Source organism: Mycobacterium sp. 134 (assembly GCF_048282715.1).
In the GTDB taxonomy this organism is placed as follows: Bacteria; Actinomycetota; Actinomycetes; order Mycobacteriales; family Mycobacteriaceae; genus Mycobacterium; species Mycobacterium septicum.
Map to the genome: position 1 here is coordinate 971,117 of NZ_JBLVUN010000008.1, position 16,922 is coordinate 988,038.

Genomic DNA, 16,922 nt, shown 5'->3' on the forward strand with positions numbered 1-16,922 from the left:
GCGAGCAGCAACTAAACTGACACCGTGACGTCTGAGCTCACCCACGGCCGTACATCGACCCAAGACACTGTGGAGCGGGCAGCCGCCACCCCTGATCAGCCGCAGCCCTACCGCGAACTCGGTCTCAAGGACGACGAGTACCAGCGGATTCGCGAGATTCTGGGCCGCCGCCCCACCGACGCCGAGCTGGCCATGTACTCGGTGATGTGGAGCGAACACTGCTCCTACAAGTCTTCGAAGGTGCACCTGCGCTACTTCGGTGAGACCACCACCGACGAGATGCGCGCCGGCATGCTGGCCGGCATCGGTGAGAACGCCGGCGTCGTCGACATCGGCGACGGCTGGGCCGTCACCTTCAAGGTCGAGTCCCACAACCACCCGTCCTATGTCGAGCCCTACCAGGGTGCGGCCACCGGCGTCGGCGGCATCGTCCGCGACATCATGGCGATGGGCGCCCGCCCGGTCGCGGTCATGGACCAGCTGCGCTTCGGCGCGGCCGACGCGCCCGACACCCGCCGCGTGCTCGACGGCGTGGTGCGCGGTGTCGGCGGCTACGGCAACTCGCTGGGCCTGCCCAACATCGGCGGCGAGACGATCTTCGACCCGTCCTATGCCGGCAATCCGCTGGTCAATGCGTTGTGCGTGGGTGCCCTGCGCAAGGAAGACCTGCATCTGGCGTTCGCCTCGGGCACCGGCAACAAGATCATCCTGTTCGGTGCGCGCACCGGCCTGGACGGCATCGGCGGTGTCTCGGTGCTGGCATCGGACACCTTCAGCGGCGACGAGAGCGGCGCGGGCCGCAAGAAGCTGCCGAGCGTTCAGGTGGGCGACCCGTTCACCGAGAAGGTACTCATCGAGTGTTGTCTCGAGCTGTACTCGGCCGGCCTGGTGGTCGGCATCCAGGACCTCGGCGGTGCCGGACTGTCCTGTGCCACATCCGAACTCGCGTCGGCCGGCGACGGCGGCATGCACATCGAGCTGGACCAGGTGCCGCTGCGCGCCAAGGACATGACCCCCGCCGAGGTGCTCTCCAGCGAGTCCCAGGAACGCATGTGCGCCGTGGTCACGCCGGAGAACGTCGAGGCGTTCATGGCGGTCTGCCGCAAGTGGGAGGTGCTGGCCACGGTCATCGGTGAGGTCACCGACGGGGACCGGCTGCAGATCACCTGGCACGGCGAGACCGTCGTCGACGTGCCGCCGCGCACCGTGGCCCACGAGGGCCCGGTCTACCAGCGCCCGGTGGCCCGCCCCGACAGCCAGGACGCCCTGATCGCCGACACCTCGGCCAAACTGCCCCGGCCGAAGACCGGCGACGAGCTCAAGGCCACCCTGCTGGCACTGATCGGCAGCCCGCACCTGTGCAGCCGGGCGTTCATCACCGAGCAGTACGACCGCTACGTGCGCGGCAACACCGTGCTGGCCGAGCATGCCGACGGCGGTGTCCTGCGCATCGACGAGAGCACCGGCCGCGGCATCGCGGTCTCCACCGACGCCTCGGGCCGCTACACCCAGCTCGACCCCTACACGGGCGCGCAGCTGGCGCTGGCCGAGGCCTACCGCAACGTCGCGGTCACCGGGGCAACCCCGGTCGCGGTGACCAACTGCCTCAACTTCGGGTCGCCCGAAGACCCGGGTGTGATGTGGCAATTCAGCCAGGCCGTCCGCGGACTCGCCGATGGCTGTGCTGCCCTGGGCATTCCGGTGACCGGAGGCAACGTCAGCTTCTACAACCAGACCGGCTCCACGGCGATCCTGCCGACGCCGGTGGTGGGCGTGCTCGGCGTGATCGACGACGTGAAGCGACGCATCCCCACCGGGCTGGGCACCGAACCGGGTGAGACGCTGCTGCTGCTCGGGGACACCCACGACGAGTTCGACGGGTCGGTCTGGGCCCAGGTCACCGGCGATCACCTGGGTGGGGTTCCGCCGAAGGTCGACCTGGACCGCGAGAAGCTGCTGGCCGAGGTGCTGACCGCGGCCTCGCGCGACGGACTGATCTCCGCGGCCCACGACCTGTCCGAGGGCGGTCTGATCCAGGCCGTGGTGGAGGCCGCGCTGGCCGGTGAAACCGGTTGCCGGGTCATCCTTCCGGAGGATCTGCCGGAAGGCGTCGACCCGTTTGTCTTCCTGTTCTCGGAGTCCGCGGGCCGGGTGCTGGTGGCCGTGCCGCGCACCGAGGAGAGCCGGTTCCGGTCGATGTGTGAGGCAAGGGACCTGCCGGTCACCCGGGTCGGCGTCGTCGACCAGGGGCCAGAAGGCGGAGAACCCTCGATCGAGGTCCAGGGGCAGTTCAGCATCACCCTCGCGGAGCTACGGAGTACGTCGGAGGGCGTGCTGCCCGGGCTGTTCGGGTGACGGCGAAAGCCTCCAACGAACGTCATCCTCTGCTGCGCTGGGCCTGGAGCCTGGTGCGACTGGACTTCGCCGGCATCGCCGTCGGAGCCCTGTTCTTCTGTCTCTCGCTGACCCCGTCGCTGCTGCCGCGCGACTGGCTGTTCGCCGGGCTGATCGGCGGCATCAACGCCGCCATCGGCTACGGCATCGGTCTCCTGCTCGGAAAGGCGCTGTACCGCTTCGGGTTACGCAACCGCACCTGGTGGCCTCCGTCGAAGCGGTCGTTGTACTGGCTGAAGGCACTCGTCGTGACCGGCGCCATCGTGGCGTGCGTGCTGATGCTGATCCCCGCCGCGGCCTGGCAGCGGCAGGTCTCGGCGTTGATGGGCATGGAAGGCCCCGCCACGCTGGGCTATCTGCGCACCCTGATCATCGCGGTCGCGGTGGGCGCCGCGCTGATCGCCACGGCACGGTTGCTCCGCGATATCGTGCGACTGCTGGCCAGGTGGTTCATCCGGCGCTGGCATCTGCACCGGGAGGTGGCCCAGTTCATCGGGACCGCCATCGTGGTGGTGCTGGTCGTCATGCTCGTCAACGGCGTGGCCTACCGCGGCTTCCTGGCCGGGGCGAGCCGGGTCTTCCAGCCGCAGAACTCCACCACCCGTGAGGGCGTCAGCCAGCCCACCGAACCTGAAAGGTCAGGCAGCCCAGCCTCATTCGCGGCATGGGACACGCTGGGCTTCCAGGGCCGCAACTTCGTGGCGAGCGGCCCGCGTCCCGCCGAGCTCGAAAAGCTCAACGGTGCGCCGGCCATGGAACCGATCCGGGTGTATGCCGGGCTGCACACCGCCGACTCCGACGATCAGCGGGTAGCGGTGCTGCTCAGCGAGCTTGAGCGCACCCACGCCTTCGATCGCAAGCTGCTGGTCATCGTCCCCACCACCGGCACCGGCTGGGTGAATCCGGTCGCCGCCCGCGCCCTGGAGCTGATGTACAACGGCGACACTGCGATGGTCGGTATGCAGTACTCCTATCTGCCGAGCTGGATTTCGTTCATGGGTGACCGAGAGAAGTCCATGAAGACCGGACGGCTGATGATCGACGCGATCCAAGCGCGCTGGGCGCAGCTGCCCCCCGACCATCGCCCCCAACTGGTGCTCTACGGGGAGAGCCTGGGATCGATGGGTGGGCAGGGCGCATTCAGCTGGCTCCCCGACATCTCGCGGATGGGCTTCTCCTCGGTGCTGTGGGTGGGCCCGCCCAATGCCAGCCCGCTGTGGCGCGGCCTGACCGCGCGCCGCGACCCGGGCACACCGCAAGCGCGACCCAGCTATGACAACGGCCGCACCGTGCGGTTCTCCGAGGCCGCGAACGCCGCCGAGATCGCCGAGGACACCGCAGCTCCGTGGGAGGGCACCCGGGTCCTGTTCCTGCAGCACCCGTCGGACCCGATCATCTGGTGGTCGACGGATCTGCTGTTCTCCGAACCGGATTGGCTGGTCGAACCGCCGGGGACGGACCGCACCGCCTCGATGCGCTGGTACCCGATCATCACGTTCTGGCAGGTGGCCGCCGACATCACCAACGCGTCGAGCGTCCCGGCCGGACACGGGCACAACTACGGCGAATCGGTGCTCGACGGCTGGGCGGCGGTGGCGCCACCGGAGGGGTGGACACCGGAGGACACGGAGCGAATCCGGGTGGCGCTGGAGAAGAACGAGGCCGACAACGGACCCGAATACTGATGTCCACCGGCCGGATTCGCGCGGTGGCGCTGGCGGTGGGCCTGGTCGCGTGGAACGGTCTGGTCGACCCCCGGTTGCCGGCCCGGTGGCAGCCGCTGGTGCGGGCGGCGCTCGGCAGCGGGCTGATGGTCGGTACCAGTGCCCGGCCGGGGCTCCTGCCCCCGGCGCTGTGGTCGGGACTGCGACTGGGGGCGGCTGCCGCGACCGCGGTGAGCGCAGGCGTGGCGGCAACCTCGGCGGTGCCGGTGGTCCGCACCGGGATGCGCCGCAAGGTTCTGCCCGCAGCGCCCGGCCGCTGGCTGGCGCTGCGGATCCCGCTCGGGACCGTCTGGCCGGAGGAGGCCGCCTTCCGCGGTGCGCTGGGCAAGGTCGGTGCCGAAGCGTTCGGTCCGGTGGGCGGTCAGGCGTTGCAGGCCGCCGCTTTCGGGCTGTCGCACATCCCCGACGCCCGTGCCGCCGGTCAACCGGTGCTCCCGACTGTCCTGGTCACCGGGGTCGCCGGGTGGGCGTTCGGATGGCTTGCGCAGCGCTCGGCAAGCCTGGCCGCGCCGATGCTGGCTCACCTGGCGATCAATGAGGCGGGGGCGCTGGCTGCGTTGGCCTACCAAGCCGCGCCAACACCCCTGCCAGCGCGAGGATCGCGGCCGTAGCGGCCAGCGGCCACAACGCCGGTATCGCGAAACTGGTGACCCGCAGCGGGATCAACACCACGCAGACCACCACCACGGTCAGGATCACCCGCGGCGCCTGCTGGGCTGCCGCGGACCCTTCGATACGCGAATTAGCCTCGGTGACAAGCACATAGACCACCAAGAGGAGCAGGGCCGGGACCGTTATCTGCAGTCTGCCGATGTACTCCTGGAACCGGCTGAATGCCACGGCCAGCACACACATCGCCGCGGGAACCAGGATCGCCACCTCCGGACCGGAACCGAACAATCGTCCCGCGACCCGGGTGGCCGCCCACATCAGGGCCAGCACCGCTGCCGATGCCAGGCACAACGCCCCGGTGGTGAACCAATAGAACCCGGCATCCGAGTAGAACTGGGAGACGATCAGCGAGAGGTTCGCGGCGGTGGGGTGGAACCCGCCGGTCGCGCCGATGTTGGCGGCCAGCAGCAGGACGACCGCGACCAGCGCCGTGATCCCCACCGCGGCGCCCACGGGGCGCGCCACCGATTCGAGGCGGCCACTGACCACGGTCGCGGCCTCGAATCCCACCAGCCCCAGGCCGAGCGGAATGGCTGCCGCCGTCACCAGCAGGACCGAATTGACCGGCGTGGGCCCGCCGAACTGAACCGGAGGTGTGCCCGAGCCCACCCGGGCGATGATCGCCAGCGCCAGGTAGAGGAAAACCAGCAGGCCCACACCGGCCAGCGCGGCAGCCGTCGCACCCACCGCCCGCGTCGGCAGGTAGGCCACCACCGCGCCGGCGATGACCACCACAGCCACCGACCAGCCGGGCCACCACCAGCCGGCCAGCGCGGTCTCCAGATCCGGTGCCCCGGTCAACGGCTGTAGCGCGAGTGTGAGCGCGGCGCCCACACCCAGCAGCACATAGGCCGCCAGCTGGATGAGGCTGGTGAACCGCCCGGCGGCCGGACCCACGGTGGAGGCGACCAGATCGCCCGTCGACACCGACTGCGGCGCATTCCGGTGCAGGCGGGCGAACGCGAAGACCAACACAGCGGCGATGGCCGCGGCACACAGGCCGGCCACCCCGTTGAAGGCCGCGGCTCCGATCGGTGCGAGGGACAGGCCGACGGCGCGCCACGCGGGAAGTGCGGGAGGCCAGGCTGCGGGCTGCTCAGGGCTCGCCGGTACTGCGCGTTTAGGCATCGATCAGACTTCTTGTATCGGCGACGCGTTCACAAATCCCCTTTTCGTTTCGCGCAACGACCTCGGACAAGATCGTAGAGCGCGGTCACGGATTGATCGTGGGCTCACCGATCTGCCGTCCCCAGACGTAGTCGGTGAAGATCGGCGAGCCGAGTTCGACATGGTTGTACGGCGCGATCGACAGGCCGGTGTCCATCACCAGGTACGGCGCAGGCCACAGGTCCTTGGTGATCGGCTTCCAGCAGCCGGGCTTGCCCTCGGGCCCGCCCTTGGCATTGACCCGCGGCAGGTTGTCCGGATACACGTAGGCGTTGCCGACGCCGATGCTCGACAAGGTCCCCGTGCTGTCGAACGAATATCCGTTGTCGCCACCGAACGTCGCATAGAAGGCGGGTGCGACGTCGTGGTAGTTGCGGATGGTGCAGAACAGCTGCCCCTGGTACTCGTCGAACAGTTTCGACGTCGGGATCAGATCCTGCGCGCCGCGCTGCAGATACGGACCGCCGCGCTCGAGGATGTCGGAACCGGTGCCGGCGAAGCCGATCGCCGCGATCAGCGCGGCGTCGAGTTGGCCGCGCTGGGAGTTGAAGGTGGCAGCACTGCGCGCGGCGTCGGCCAGGCCGTCGAACAGGTCGGGTCCGGCCGCCGCATAGCGTTCGCCGAGATCGGCCAGGGCGGCGATGTCGTGGCGCAGCGCGGGCATGCGCGGGTTCACATCGCCGAGGATCGTGTTGCCGTCGGCCAGCGATTGCCCGAACGCACTGCCCAGCCCGGTCAACGCCTGGGCGGTGGCCGACAAGGTCTGGTTCAGCTTGATCGGGTCGACCTGTTCGGTGATGGCGGTGATGGTCTCGAACAAACTGTTGAACTCGGTGGTGACTGCCGTGACGTCGAGCGGGGTGGAGCTCGAAACCCGTTGCGGGCTCGGATGTTCCGGCGAGGTGAAGGCGACGTATTTGTTACCGAACACCGTGGTCGCCTGAATCGAGGTCTGGACGTTGGCCGGCAGGAGGCCCATGTACTTCGGGTTGATGTCGAGCCGCACCCGGGCCCGGACCGGGTTACCTTCGGCGCTCACCGTGGCCACCCGGCCGATCGGAACCCCGTTGTAGGTCACCTTCGAACCAGGATCGAGAACCAGGCCCGCCCGCGAGGCCATCAGAGTCAGCGGTGTCTTGGGTTCGAAAGCGCCCCGGAACTGCGCCACGATCAACCCGAATGCGAGCGCGAGGATCACCAAGAGCGCTGCACCGGCCATGCGATACGGCGGATTACGGTGATCGGCAAACACTTTGCGAGACTCTATGGCATGGCCGCGCGAGGCAGTGTAGATCCACAAAAGACCAGGGCGGCGGTCGCCGCCGTGGCCGACTGGCTACACGAACCCACCGGTGCCGAACCCGCCCGCGCCGAGCTGGCCGAAGCCGTCCGGCTGACCGCCCGCACCCTGGCGGCGGTGGCACCGGGCGCCAGCGTCGAGGTGAGGGTGCCGCCGTTCGTCGCCGTGCAGTGCATCGAAGGGCCCCGCCACACCCGGGGCAACCCGCCCAACGTCGTGGAAACCGATCCCCGTACCTGGCTGCTGCTGGCCACCGGGCTGCTCGACCTGGACGACGCCGGGGTCGCGGTGCAGATGTCGGGATCGCGGGCCGGCGAGGTGGCCCACTGGCTACCCCTGGTGCCGTTGGGGAGCGCCTAGCTCCATTCGCCCGTGGCTACCCGGCTCACCGGAAGTAGGGATACTCCTGCACCCAGTGAAAGCCCCGGTTCCGCAGGGTGAACTGGTTCAGATCCAGCCGATCCAGCCAGATCGCGACGTCGCGGCCGGACAACTCGCCGGTCAGCCGTAGCTGCTCGGGTGTCGGCCGGGATGCGGTGAGCGTGGCCAGCGGTGTGCCGTCCGGTCCCGACACCGTGAGGTTGTTGCCGTCGATCTTGACCGGTGCGTCCACCAGTTCGCCGCTCATCCGTTGGTAGGTGAGTAGCCCGGGCAGGTCGAAAACGACGCGCTGCCAACGGTACTGATCGGTGGTCAGCGGCGGTGCCGCTGCGCCGTCGACGTCGAAGCGGCTCACCGTCCAGATCCCGTACAGCTCGGGTTTGACGCGGCCGCCGCCGTACTCGCTCCAGCTCTGCCAACTGGTCAGGACACAACCGGCCACGATCCAGATGCCGAGTACGGCCTGTATCCGCGCCGCGATGGTGTTGGCCCGAGCGCCGCCGAACAGTTCGGGTTGGACGGCCGGTTCGGTGTTGCGCTGCAGCACCAGGAAGTCGGCCAGCCGGCGGTATTGCGGGGCGAGCAGCACCAGACCCATCAGCAGGAGATGTCCGGAGAGAATCTTCACCGGCACATCGAAGGTCATGTTCAGCAGGAACACCTGCGCCATGCTGGCCACACCGAGCAGGGCGCCCAGCGTCCCGGTCCGCGGCAGGAACAGCAACAACCCGGCGACGACCTCCACCGCGCCCAGCGCCATCTCGTACGGATAGGAGCTGCCGACCTGCAGCCACAGCACCGACGCCGGGCTGAACTCGCCGTACGGGCGCAGCAACGCGGCCAGCGGCGGCGTGGGCATCTGCGTCGGCACCAGCTTGGCGAATCCGTAGAACAGCATCTGGCCGCCCACGCACAGCCGCACAAACGTCAGGAACCAGGCCCACAGCCTCGAGTAGTCGTGTCGCTGCCGGTCCACCCACGACCACACCGCTGTGCCGACGACCGCCAATACCAGCAGGCAGAAGATCATCACCCAGATCGCGGCCTGGTCCCCGCTACCCGAGTCCTGATGCAGAACCGCCTCGACACCGAAGACATGACTGCCGACCCAGCTCACCAGCGGGCCGAAGACGGTCATCTGCCACATCACCGCCCGATCCGGCAGCCAGTGGCCGACGATCCCCAGGAACGCGAACGTGATCTGCGCGAACAACAGACAGAACAGGCCGAAGTACAGGAAGCAGAACCGGAATGCGATCTTCGTCACCCCTGGCCAGGCTTGCGGCCGGGCCTCCGCGTCGGAATCGAGGGGATCGGTTGCCGGCTTCTCGGAGAGTTGGCGCGTCACGAAATCCATCCTTGCCGTTGCCATGTAGTGGGTCGATGGGGTTATCCCGACGGATCCGGGTAGGGGTGGCCACACCCCGGCAGATGGGAGCGGGAATGACGATCGTGTCGCCCGCTGTTGGAAAAGCCGGTGCCAGACCGGCCATTCGATTCTTTTGTTGGCCCACCTGGACCGTAGACTCGGTTATGTCACCAACCGCCGCCCCGGGAGCAGCCCTATCGTGACTGTGCAGCAACTCGACGAAAACGAACCGCGCGAAGAGTGCGGCGTATTCGGGGTCTGGGCCCCGGGTGAAGACGTTGCCAAGCTCACCTACTACGGCCTGTACGCGCTGCAGCACCGTGGCCAGGAAGCAGCGGGCATCGCCGTTTCCGACGGCTCCCAGATCCTGGTGTTCAAAGACCTCGGGCTGGTCAGTCAGGTATTCGACGAGCAGACCCTGGCCGCCATGCCGGGCCACGTCGCCGTCGGACACTGTCGCTACTCCACCACCGGATCCACCACGTGGGAGAACGCCCAGCCGGTGTTCCGCAACACCGCCGCCGGGACCGGCGTGGCCCTCGGGCACAACGGCAACCTGGTCAACACCGCGGAGCTGGCGACCCGGGCCCGTGAAGCCGGACTGATCGACATGAAGGGCGCCCCGGCCGCCACCACCGATTCCGACATCCTCGGGGCGCTCCTGGCGCACGGCGCCGCCGACGCCACACTGGAGCAGGCCGCCCTGGACCTGCTGCCCACGGTGCGCGGCGCGTTCTGCCTGACCTTCATGGACGAGAACACCCTCTACGCCGCCCGCGACCCGCACGGCGTGCGCCCGCTGGCGCTCGGCCGGCTCGACCGCGGCTGGGTGGTCGCCTCCGAAACCGCCGCGCTCGACATCGTCGGCGCTTCGTTCGTCCGCGACATCGAACCCGGTGAACTCCTGGCCATCGATGCCGACGGCGTCCGCTCCACCCGGTTCGCCAACCCCGAGCCCAAGGGCTGCGTCTTCGAGTACGTCTACCTGGCCCGGCCCGACAGCACGCTGGTGGGCCGCTCGGTGCACGCCACGCGCGTCGACATCGGCCGGCGGCTGGCCCGCGAGCACCCGATCGACGCCGACCTGGTGATCGGCGTCCCGGAGTCGGGAACGCCGGCTGCCGTCGGCTACGCGCAGGAATCCGGGATCCCGTTCGGGCAGGGCCTGATGAAGAACGCCTACGTGGGCCGTACCTTCATCCAGCCTTCGCAGACCATCCGGCAGCTGGGTATCCGGCTCAAGCTCAACCCGCTGCGGGAGGTCATCCGCGGCAAGCGGCTCATCGTCGTCGACGATTCGATCGTGCGCGGCAACACCCAGCGCGCCCTGGTCCGGATGTTGCGTGAGGCAGGGGCGCTGGAGGTGCACGTCCGGATCGCCTCGCCGCCCGTGAAATGGCCCTGCTTCTACGGCATCGACTTCGCCACCCCGGCCGAGCTCATCGCCAACGCGGCATCCGCCGAGCATCCGGGCGAGATGCTGGAGGCGGTGCGGCACGCCATCGGTGCCGACAGCCTGGGCTACATCTCCAAGCAGGGCATGATCGCGGCCACCGAGCAGCCGCCCACCCGGCTGTGCTCGGCCTGTTTCGACGGGAACTACCCGATCGAACTGCCCGGCGAGACCGCACTGGGCAAGAACGTCATCGAGCAGATGCTGGCCACCGCGGCCCGCACCGGCATTCCGCTGCAGCCCGACAACGACAACGCATCGGCGCTGCGCAGGCCCTGACGTCGCGGTCGCGACGTCCTTGAGGTGTCCTTAACACCTCCTGCGCTGTACCCCCGTAACAGCGGGGCGGTAGCCTTGCTTGCGATGACTAAGGGCGCCGAACAGCACGGCATCGCCGAACACAACAGCATTTCGTACGCGTCGGCCGGAGTGGATATCGAAGCCGGTGACCGCGCTGTTGAACTCTTCAAACCCCTCGCCGCCAAGGCGACCCGACCTGAGGTCAGGGGCGGTCTGGGCGGGTTTGCCGGACTGTTCGCCTTACGGGGCGGATACCGCGAGCCGGTGCTGGCCGCCTCGACCGACGGTGTGGGCACCAAGCTCGCCGTCGCCCAGGCCATGGACAAGCACGACACCGTCGGGCTGGACCTGGTCGCCATGGTGGTCGACGACCTCGTGGTGTGCGGCGCCGAGCCGCTGTTCCTGCAGGACTACATCGCCGTCGGCCGTACGGTCCCCGAGCGGGTCAGTGCGATCGTCTCGGGCATTGCCGAAGGCTGTGTCCAGGCCGGCTGCGCGCTGCTGGGCGGCGAGACGGCCGAACATCCCGGACTGATGGAACCCGACCACTACGACATCTCCGCGACCGGCGTCGGCATCGTCGAGGCCGACAACGTGCTCGGACCCGATCGCGTCCGCCCCGGCGACGTGATCATCGCCATGAAGTCCAGCGGGCTGCACTCCAACGGCTACTCGCTGGCCCGCAAGGTGCTGCTGGAGATCGACCGGATGAACCTGGCCGGCCACGTCGAGGAATTCGGCCGCACCCTCGGCGAGGAGTTGCTGGAACCGACCCGCATCTATGCCAAGGACTGCCTGGCGCTGGCCGCCGAGACGCAGGTGCGTACGTTCTGCCACGTCACCGGCGGTGGCCTGGCGGGCAACCTGGAGCGCGTGGTGCCCCACGGCCTGACCGCAGAGCTGGATCGCGGTACGTGGACGCCGGCACCCGTGTTCCAGATGATCGGCCAGCGCGGACGCATCGAGCGTGCCGAGATGGAGAAGACGTTCAACATGGGCGTCGGGATGGTCGCGGTCGTCGCCCCGGAGGACACCGATCGCGCGCTCGCCATCCTGACCGCACGCCACCTGGACTGCTGGACGCTGGGAACCGTGAAGAAGGGCGGCAAGGACAGTGCGCGCGCCCAACTCGTCGGCCAGCATCCGCGGTTCTAGACAGATAGACAGGTCGCGCTGGTAAGCGACGTGCGCGATCAGCGCGACCTGTATCTAAGTTCTACGACAGAATGCAGGCGGCTCAGCGCCGCCAGTCGTCCTCGCCCGACCAGTCTTCGGCATCGTCATTGACGTCACCGGAATCGGGAGATCCCGACAGCTCACGTTGGAGCTGACTGAAGTCGGTATTCGGCGAGCTGTACTTAAGGTCACGTGCAACCTTGGTCTGCTTTGCCTTAGCCCGGCCGCGGCCCATGGGGGACCCCCTCGCGCAATAACGGAGCGGCCCAATAGCTAGGCGGCTCCGATCTGTGTGTCTTTATTTCCTGCCAACACTTTACCGTGCCCGTCCGAGAAGTGCTGTCAGGCCCTACCTCACATCGAGTGGCTGCGGGCCCGGCTACCGTGCGTCGTTGCACAGCGGCACGACCGTCACCAAGATCGCGAGGATCCGCGCAGAGACGGTCGTCACGTCGTCGGTGACCGAGTGAGCTTACGTGCTGACGACCTGTTCCACGGCTTAACGCCCCCGGAGTCGATCCACTGCCGCCCGGCCGGCGCCGGCGGTGGCATCCGCCTCCGGCAGGGAATCGGGGTCGATCACGGCGGGCGCCTGCGCCTCGGCGCCGGCAACCAGCTCGGTATCGGCCGGCAGACCTCGTTTGACCAGGGCCAACGCGATCGGGCCGTCGTCGACGTGCTCGACGACGGTGCCGATCCGGCCGACGTTGCGTCCGCCCGCGGTCACCACATCGCCCGTCGCGGGCCGGTCGGAGGAGCCGTCGAGCTGCAGGATCACCAGCATCCGGGGCGGTTTGCCCAGGTTGTGCACCCGTGCGACGGTCTCCTGACCGCGGTAGCAGCCCTTGTCCAGGTGGACCGCTCCGACACCGGGGCCGCCGATCCAGCCGACCTCGTGCGGGATGGTGCGCTCGTCGGTGTCCACGCCCAACCTCGGGCGCCCGGAGGCCACGCGGTGCGCCTCGTAGGCCCAGATCCCGGCCGGCCGCACCCCGGCCTCGGTCAGCCGACGGGTGTACTCGGCGACTGCCTCTCGCGGCACCACCAGGTCCAGTTCGATTCCGGGGGCGGGCAGCCGGCGCAGGAACCCGCCGCCGGGCAGTGCGACCGCCGTCGTCTCCTCCGGCAACTCCGCGCAGCCCAGGGCCTTGATGACCTGCTCATCGGCAAGCCCGGGCCCGAGCAGAGACAGCACCGCCAGGTCCGCGGGTTCGATCTGCACGTCGGACCAGAACACCATCTTGCGCAGGTAGGCCAGCAGCGGTTCGCCCCGCCACGGTTCGGTGTCCAGGTACGTGGTGCCGCCGAGGTCGGTCTGAATCCAGTGATCTTCAACACGGCCCTGCAGATCCAGGCTCAGGTTCTCGGTGACCACGCCCTCCGGCAATGCGCTGACGTGCTGGCTGGAGATGCTGTGCAGCCACGTCTGACGGTCCTTGCCGGTCAGGGTCAGGACTGCACGGTGCGACCGGTCGACCAGAACCGCGGCACCCGCTGCGGCCTGTTGTTCGCCGAGCGGATCGCCGTAATGCCACACGGCCCCGGCGTCGGGGCTGCCTTCGGGCGTGGGCACTGCTGGCGGTGGTGCAGTCATAGGCCAACTCTACGTTTGTCGCTCTCCGCGCCGGCGGCTCATGGGCGCGCAGCTACGCTTTGGCCCCATGGCGAGCCAACCAGCCGTGCTGGTCACCCTTGACAGCCAGATCCACGACCCCAACGCTCCGCTGCTGCACGCCGACGATCTGGCCGCGGTACGCGGCGACGGGGTTTTCGAGACGCTGCTGGTGCGCGACGGCAGACCCTGCCTGCTGGAGGCGCACCTGGGGCGGCTGACCCAATCCGCCAAGATGCTGGATCTGCCCGAGCCGGATCTGGACGCCTGGCGGGCGGCGGTAGCGTTGGGGGCCGCGCGCTGGACCGCCGAGAACGACGGCGACGGTGTGCTGCGCCTGGTCTACAGCCGCGGGCGGGAGAGCGGGGGACCGGCGACGGCGTTCGCCACGATCGGCGCGCTGGCCGACCGGGTGGCCGGGGTGCGGCGTGACGGGCTGGCGGCGATCACCCTCGACCGCGGGCTGCCCCTGAATGCCAGCGACATGCCGTGGTTGGTCGCCGGTGCCAAGACCCTGTCCTACGCGGTCAACATGGCCGCGCTGCGGCACGCCGAGCGCCAGGGTGCCGGTGACGTGATCTTCGTCAGCTCCGACGGCTACCTGCTGGAGGGGCCGCGTTCCACCGTGGTCATCGCGGCCGAAGGCGACGACGGCCGGCCGCTTCTGCTCACCCCGCCGCCCTGGTACCCGATCCTGCGCGGCACCACCCAACAGGCACTCTTCGAGGTGGCTCGCAACAAGGGCTATGACTGCGATTTCCGGGCCCTCAAGCCGGCGGATCTGCTTACCGCGCAGGGGGTTTGGCTGATTTCCAGCATCACACTCGCTGCCCGGGTACACACCCTGGACGGGCGGCCGCTGCCTCATGCGCCGCTGGCACCCGATATTTCGGGCCTAGTCGACGCGGCGATCGTCAGCGATCGCTGAGCTGCGGATAAATCGCTTGTCGGGGTGCACGGACGGGGGTAGCTTCGTGTGCACACAGGGAAGGAGGTGGTCCGTCAAATTGAGTGACTTATGGACATGTGAGGTGGCTGCCCGCTAGCAGCGCCGGGGTATTGCCTGCGCGCGCTGGCGAATTCCCCGCAGCCACCCGGCCCCCGAGCCCCTCGGTCTGTCCAACCAAGAACCACGGCTCGGGGGCCGCCCCATGTCTGGGGTAGGCCGAGCTGTTACTGCGGTGGCGGCTGTGGCGCCAGTGACTGGCAGGCCTGCATGGCGTCGTCCCACTGAGCCTGGTCGACACCGGGCGGAGGCAATGGCTTGCCGTCCTCGCCCATCGGCGGCGGTGGCAGTGGCTCACCATTCGCGTCGGTCGGGGGCGGCAGAGGCTTCCCGTCCGGACCCAGGGGCGGCGTCGGGGCGCCAGGAGGCGGGGTCGCGCCCGCCGGCGGCGGACCTGGTGGCGCACCCTCCGGTGGCGCCGGGATGCCGTGCTCGGTCAGGCAAGCGGTGAACGCGCCATGGGGCGCGGCTGCCGGTGCGGCCGACGTCGACTCCGAAGCCGATGTAGCCCCCGAGGTATCGGGCGATTCTGTGCTCGAACCGGACGAACACGCCACCATGCCGGTGACGAGTGCTGCACCGGTGACGCCGAAAACGGCGGCGCGCAGCGATGACAAGGACACATTTACCTCCTGGATGGTTGGTGCGCGACCGACGCTATTTCGGCTGAATGGGCCTGGGTTATCAGCACCCTTGGAGCCGGCTGTGTGATTGGTTGCGAAACGGTGTCAGACGATGCTTCGCAAAGCTCCCAGGCAGCTGCCGGGGCAGTCAGTCGACATCACCGAGATCGGTTGCGGCGATCCATGATTGGGCCGCGCCAGTCAGGGCGCGGAGGCGAGCCCTAGCTGCTCGGACCCGGCGCCAGCGTCGAGCACGCCTTGGTGGCCTGCTGCCAGGTCTGATCGTCGACCCCGGACGGCGGACCGGCGACCGGGCCGGGCGCGGAGGGGACGCCGTGCTGGGACAGGCAGTGCGCATAGGTCCCGTGCTCCGGCGGCGGTGAGGTCGGAGCCGGTTGCGGGCCCTCCGACGAACACGCGCCGAGGAACGCTGCTGCGGCAAGCAGACCTGCCGCGATGATCGGCCGGCGCATCAGCCGACAAACCGTGACAGCCGGGCCGACAGATGCGGTACCAGACCGCCGTCGGCGTCCACACGTTCCTCGACGTAGCCCAGATCGCCGCCGTCGACGATGCCGTAGAGGCGCTTGGCGCCCCCGACCAGCAACCCGGACTTGCTGCGGGCCAGCGCATCGGTCACCAGCTCCCAGGACGCCTGGGTGAGGGGCTTGCCGTAGAAAAGTTCGACATAGCCGGCCGAATGGGCCAGCAGCAGTTCGATGGCCTGCGATTCGTCTCGGCCGGTCGGATCATCGGGATCGGTCACGAATCGCCAGAATCCGGTTTCGCGCAGGCCGGGGGATTCGTATTCACCCGATTCGTTCAGCCGCCAGGACCGCGAGTCCCAGTTCAGGTAGTCGCCGCCGTCATGGGAGACCACGATCTGCTGACCGAACCGGTAGTCGCCATGGGTGTCGCGGCCTTCGCCCTCACCGCGCCAGACGCCGACCAACGGCAACAGCGCCAGCAGCGCATCGTTGAGTTCGACGCCGTCGCGCAGGTTGGCGGTGTCGGCAGGCACCGGGAGGTCCTCGAAGACCGGAATGTTGCGGGCGGCCGTTGCCTTGGCCCGCTCGGCGGCTGCCGCTACGGCTCGGTCACCGGAGCCCGGCTCCGGAACGGAGGCCTCGGCTGGAATGTCCCGGTCGGAGGTCACGACTCGTCGGTGACGAGGCGGTACAGCGCGTACAACGCGAACCACGTGATGACCACGACGGCCGCGACGAGCATTATCTCGAAGAAGAGCACCACGGGAGTGAGTCTAGTTCCTAGTCGAGGGTGTCGGCGCCCCGGGTCGGGGCGCCCTATACACGCCGAACGTGGGCCTGTGTGCGAGATAGTGCGAATCCTCGTACACAAGCCCACGTTCGAGCGGGATCAGGCGATCAAGCGATGCCGATGGCCCTAGCTCCTCATCGGCTCGTGCCTCGCCTTGATCGTCACTAGGCGACCTTGACGTCGACCTCGTGGATGCCCGCACCGGCCGGGGCCACGCTGGCGTCGCCGTTGCCCGCGGGGGACAGGGCGCGCAGCGTCCAGGTGCCCGGGGCGGCGAAGAACCGGAAATCGCCGGTCGCCGAGGCCACGACCTCAGCCGTGAACTCGTCGCTGGAGTCCAGCAGGCGCACGAAGGCACCGCCGACAGCCTGGCCGGAGCCGTCCACCACGCGACCGGTGATGACGGTTTCCTTCTCCAGGTCGACGCCGGCCGGCAACGTCAGTCCTTGCTTGGGTGCAGAGCACAT

General features: G+C 68.7%; 16 protein-coding genes. 7 read left to right on the plus strand and 9 right to left on the minus strand.

Annotated elements, in window-relative coordinates; genetic code table 11:
• Nucleotides 1-24: 24 nt before the first annotated feature.
• The 3 genes from purL to ACNQVK_RS09300 are packed head-to-tail and all read left to right on the plus strand — an operon-like array spanning nt 25 to nt 4,729.
• A complete protein-coding gene (gene purL, locus ACNQVK_RS09290; protein WP_418029282.1) occupies nt 25-2,355 on the plus strand; it encodes a phosphoribosylformylglycinamidine synthase subunit PurL in 2,331 nt (776 codons plus the stop codon).
• Nucleotides 2,352-4,079, plus strand: a complete 1,728-nt coding sequence (locus ACNQVK_RS09295; RefSeq protein WP_418029283.1) for an alpha/beta hydrolase — start codon at nt 2,352-2,354, stop codon at nt 4,077-4,079. The genes purL and ACNQVK_RS09295 overlap by 4 nt, the downstream gene beginning before the upstream one ends.
• Nucleotides 4,079-4,729 carry a CPBP family intramembrane glutamic endopeptidase gene (locus tag ACNQVK_RS09300; RefSeq protein WP_418029284.1) on the plus strand — a complete coding sequence of 217 codons (651 nt, stop codon included), beginning with the start codon at nt 4,079-4,081 and terminating at the stop codon, nt 4,727-4,729. Before ACNQVK_RS09295 ends, ACNQVK_RS09300 begins: the two co-directional genes overlap by 1 nt.
• Here ACNQVK_RS09300 and ACNQVK_RS09305 read toward each other — a convergent pair.
• Complete coding sequence (locus tag ACNQVK_RS09305; protein ID WP_418029285.1) at nt 4,650-5,918, minus strand: hypothetical protein; 1,269 nt, start codon at nt 5,916-5,918, stop codon at nt 4,650-4,652. The genes ACNQVK_RS09300 and ACNQVK_RS09305 overlap by 80 nt on opposite strands.
• A gap of 85 nt (nt 5,919-6,003) precedes the next feature.
• On the minus strand, nt 6,004-7,176 hold the full coding sequence (locus ACNQVK_RS09310; RefSeq protein ID WP_418034070.1) for an MCE family protein: 1,173 nt from the start codon (nt 7,174-7,176) through the stop codon (nt 6,004-6,006).
• Nucleotides 7,177-7,227: 51 nt separating this feature from the next.
• Between ACNQVK_RS09310 and ACNQVK_RS09315 the strand changes: the two genes are divergently transcribed.
• Nucleotides 7,228-7,617 carry a sterol carrier family protein gene (locus ACNQVK_RS09315; RefSeq protein WP_418029286.1) on the plus strand — a complete coding sequence of 130 codons (390 nt, stop codon included), beginning with the start codon at nt 7,228-7,230 and terminating at the stop codon, nt 7,615-7,617.
• A 25-nt stretch (nt 7,618-7,642) separates the two neighbouring features.
• Here the strand turns inward: ACNQVK_RS09315 and ACNQVK_RS09320 are convergent, their stop codons facing one another.
• Complete coding sequence (locus ACNQVK_RS09320; RefSeq protein ID WP_418034072.1) at nt 7,643-8,995, minus strand: DoxX family protein; 1,353 nt, start codon at nt 8,993-8,995, stop codon at nt 7,643-7,645.
• A gap of 211 nt (nt 8,996-9,206) precedes the next feature.
• Between ACNQVK_RS09320 and purF the strand changes: the two genes are divergently transcribed.
• Both purF and purM read left to right on the plus strand, forming a co-directional pair.
• Complete coding sequence (gene purF, locus ACNQVK_RS09325) at nt 9,207-10,739, plus strand: amidophosphoribosyltransferase (RefSeq protein WP_409543370.1); 1,533 nt, start codon at nt 9,207-9,209, stop codon at nt 10,737-10,739.
• A gap of 84 nt (nt 10,740-10,823) precedes the next feature.
• Nucleotides 10,824-11,915 (plus strand): phosphoribosylformylglycinamidine cyclo-ligase, encoded by a 1,092-nt coding sequence (gene purM, locus ACNQVK_RS09330; protein WP_418029287.1) that lies wholly within the window; start codon nt 10,824-10,826, stop codon nt 11,913-11,915.
• 82 nt (nt 11,916-11,997) lie between these two features.
• Here purM and ACNQVK_RS09335 read toward each other — a convergent pair whose 3' ends face one another.
• Both ACNQVK_RS09335 and ACNQVK_RS09340 read right to left on the minus strand, forming a co-directional pair.
• Nucleotides 11,998-12,171 carry a DUF3073 domain-containing protein gene (locus tag ACNQVK_RS09335; protein WP_082940115.1) on the minus strand — a complete coding sequence of 58 codons (174 nt, stop codon included), beginning with the start codon at nt 12,169-12,171 and terminating at the stop codon, nt 11,998-12,000.
• 264 nt (nt 12,172-12,435) lie between these two features.
• Complete coding sequence (locus tag ACNQVK_RS09340; RefSeq protein ID WP_418029288.1) at nt 12,436-13,530, minus strand: YgfZ/GcvT domain-containing protein; 1,095 nt, start codon at nt 13,528-13,530, stop codon at nt 12,436-12,438.
• Nucleotides 13,531-13,597: 67 nt separating this feature from the next.
• Between ACNQVK_RS09340 and ACNQVK_RS09345 the strand changes: the two genes are divergently transcribed.
• Nucleotides 13,598-14,476: an aminodeoxychorismate lyase gene (locus ACNQVK_RS09345; RefSeq protein WP_418029289.1), complete on the plus strand. Its 879-nt coding sequence runs from the start codon at nt 13,598-13,600 to the stop codon at nt 14,474-14,476.
• 245 nt (nt 14,477-14,721) lie between these two features.
• Here ACNQVK_RS09345 and ACNQVK_RS09350 read toward each other — a convergent pair whose 3' ends face one another.
• The 4 genes from ACNQVK_RS09350 to ACNQVK_RS09365 form a co-directional block, all read right to left on the minus strand.
• A complete protein-coding gene (locus ACNQVK_RS09350; RefSeq protein ID WP_418029290.1) occupies nt 14,722-15,177 on the minus strand; it encodes a hypothetical protein in 456 nt (151 codons plus the stop codon).
• Nucleotides 15,178-15,398: 221 nt separating this feature from the next.
• Nucleotides 15,399-15,650: a hypothetical protein gene (locus ACNQVK_RS09355; protein ID WP_276129022.1), complete on the minus strand. Its 252-nt coding sequence runs from the start codon at nt 15,648-15,650 to the stop codon at nt 15,399-15,401.
• A complete protein-coding gene (locus ACNQVK_RS09360) occupies nt 15,650-16,333 on the minus strand; it encodes an FABP family protein (protein ID WP_418029291.1) in 684 nt (227 codons plus the stop codon). Before ACNQVK_RS09360 ends, ACNQVK_RS09355 begins: the two co-directional genes overlap by 1 nt.
• A gap of 286 nt (nt 16,334-16,619) precedes the next feature.
• Nucleotides 16,620-16,922 carry a DUF1416 domain-containing protein gene (locus tag ACNQVK_RS09365; protein WP_044520476.1) on the minus strand — a complete coding sequence of 101 codons (303 nt, stop codon included), beginning with the start codon at nt 16,920-16,922 and terminating at the stop codon, nt 16,620-16,622.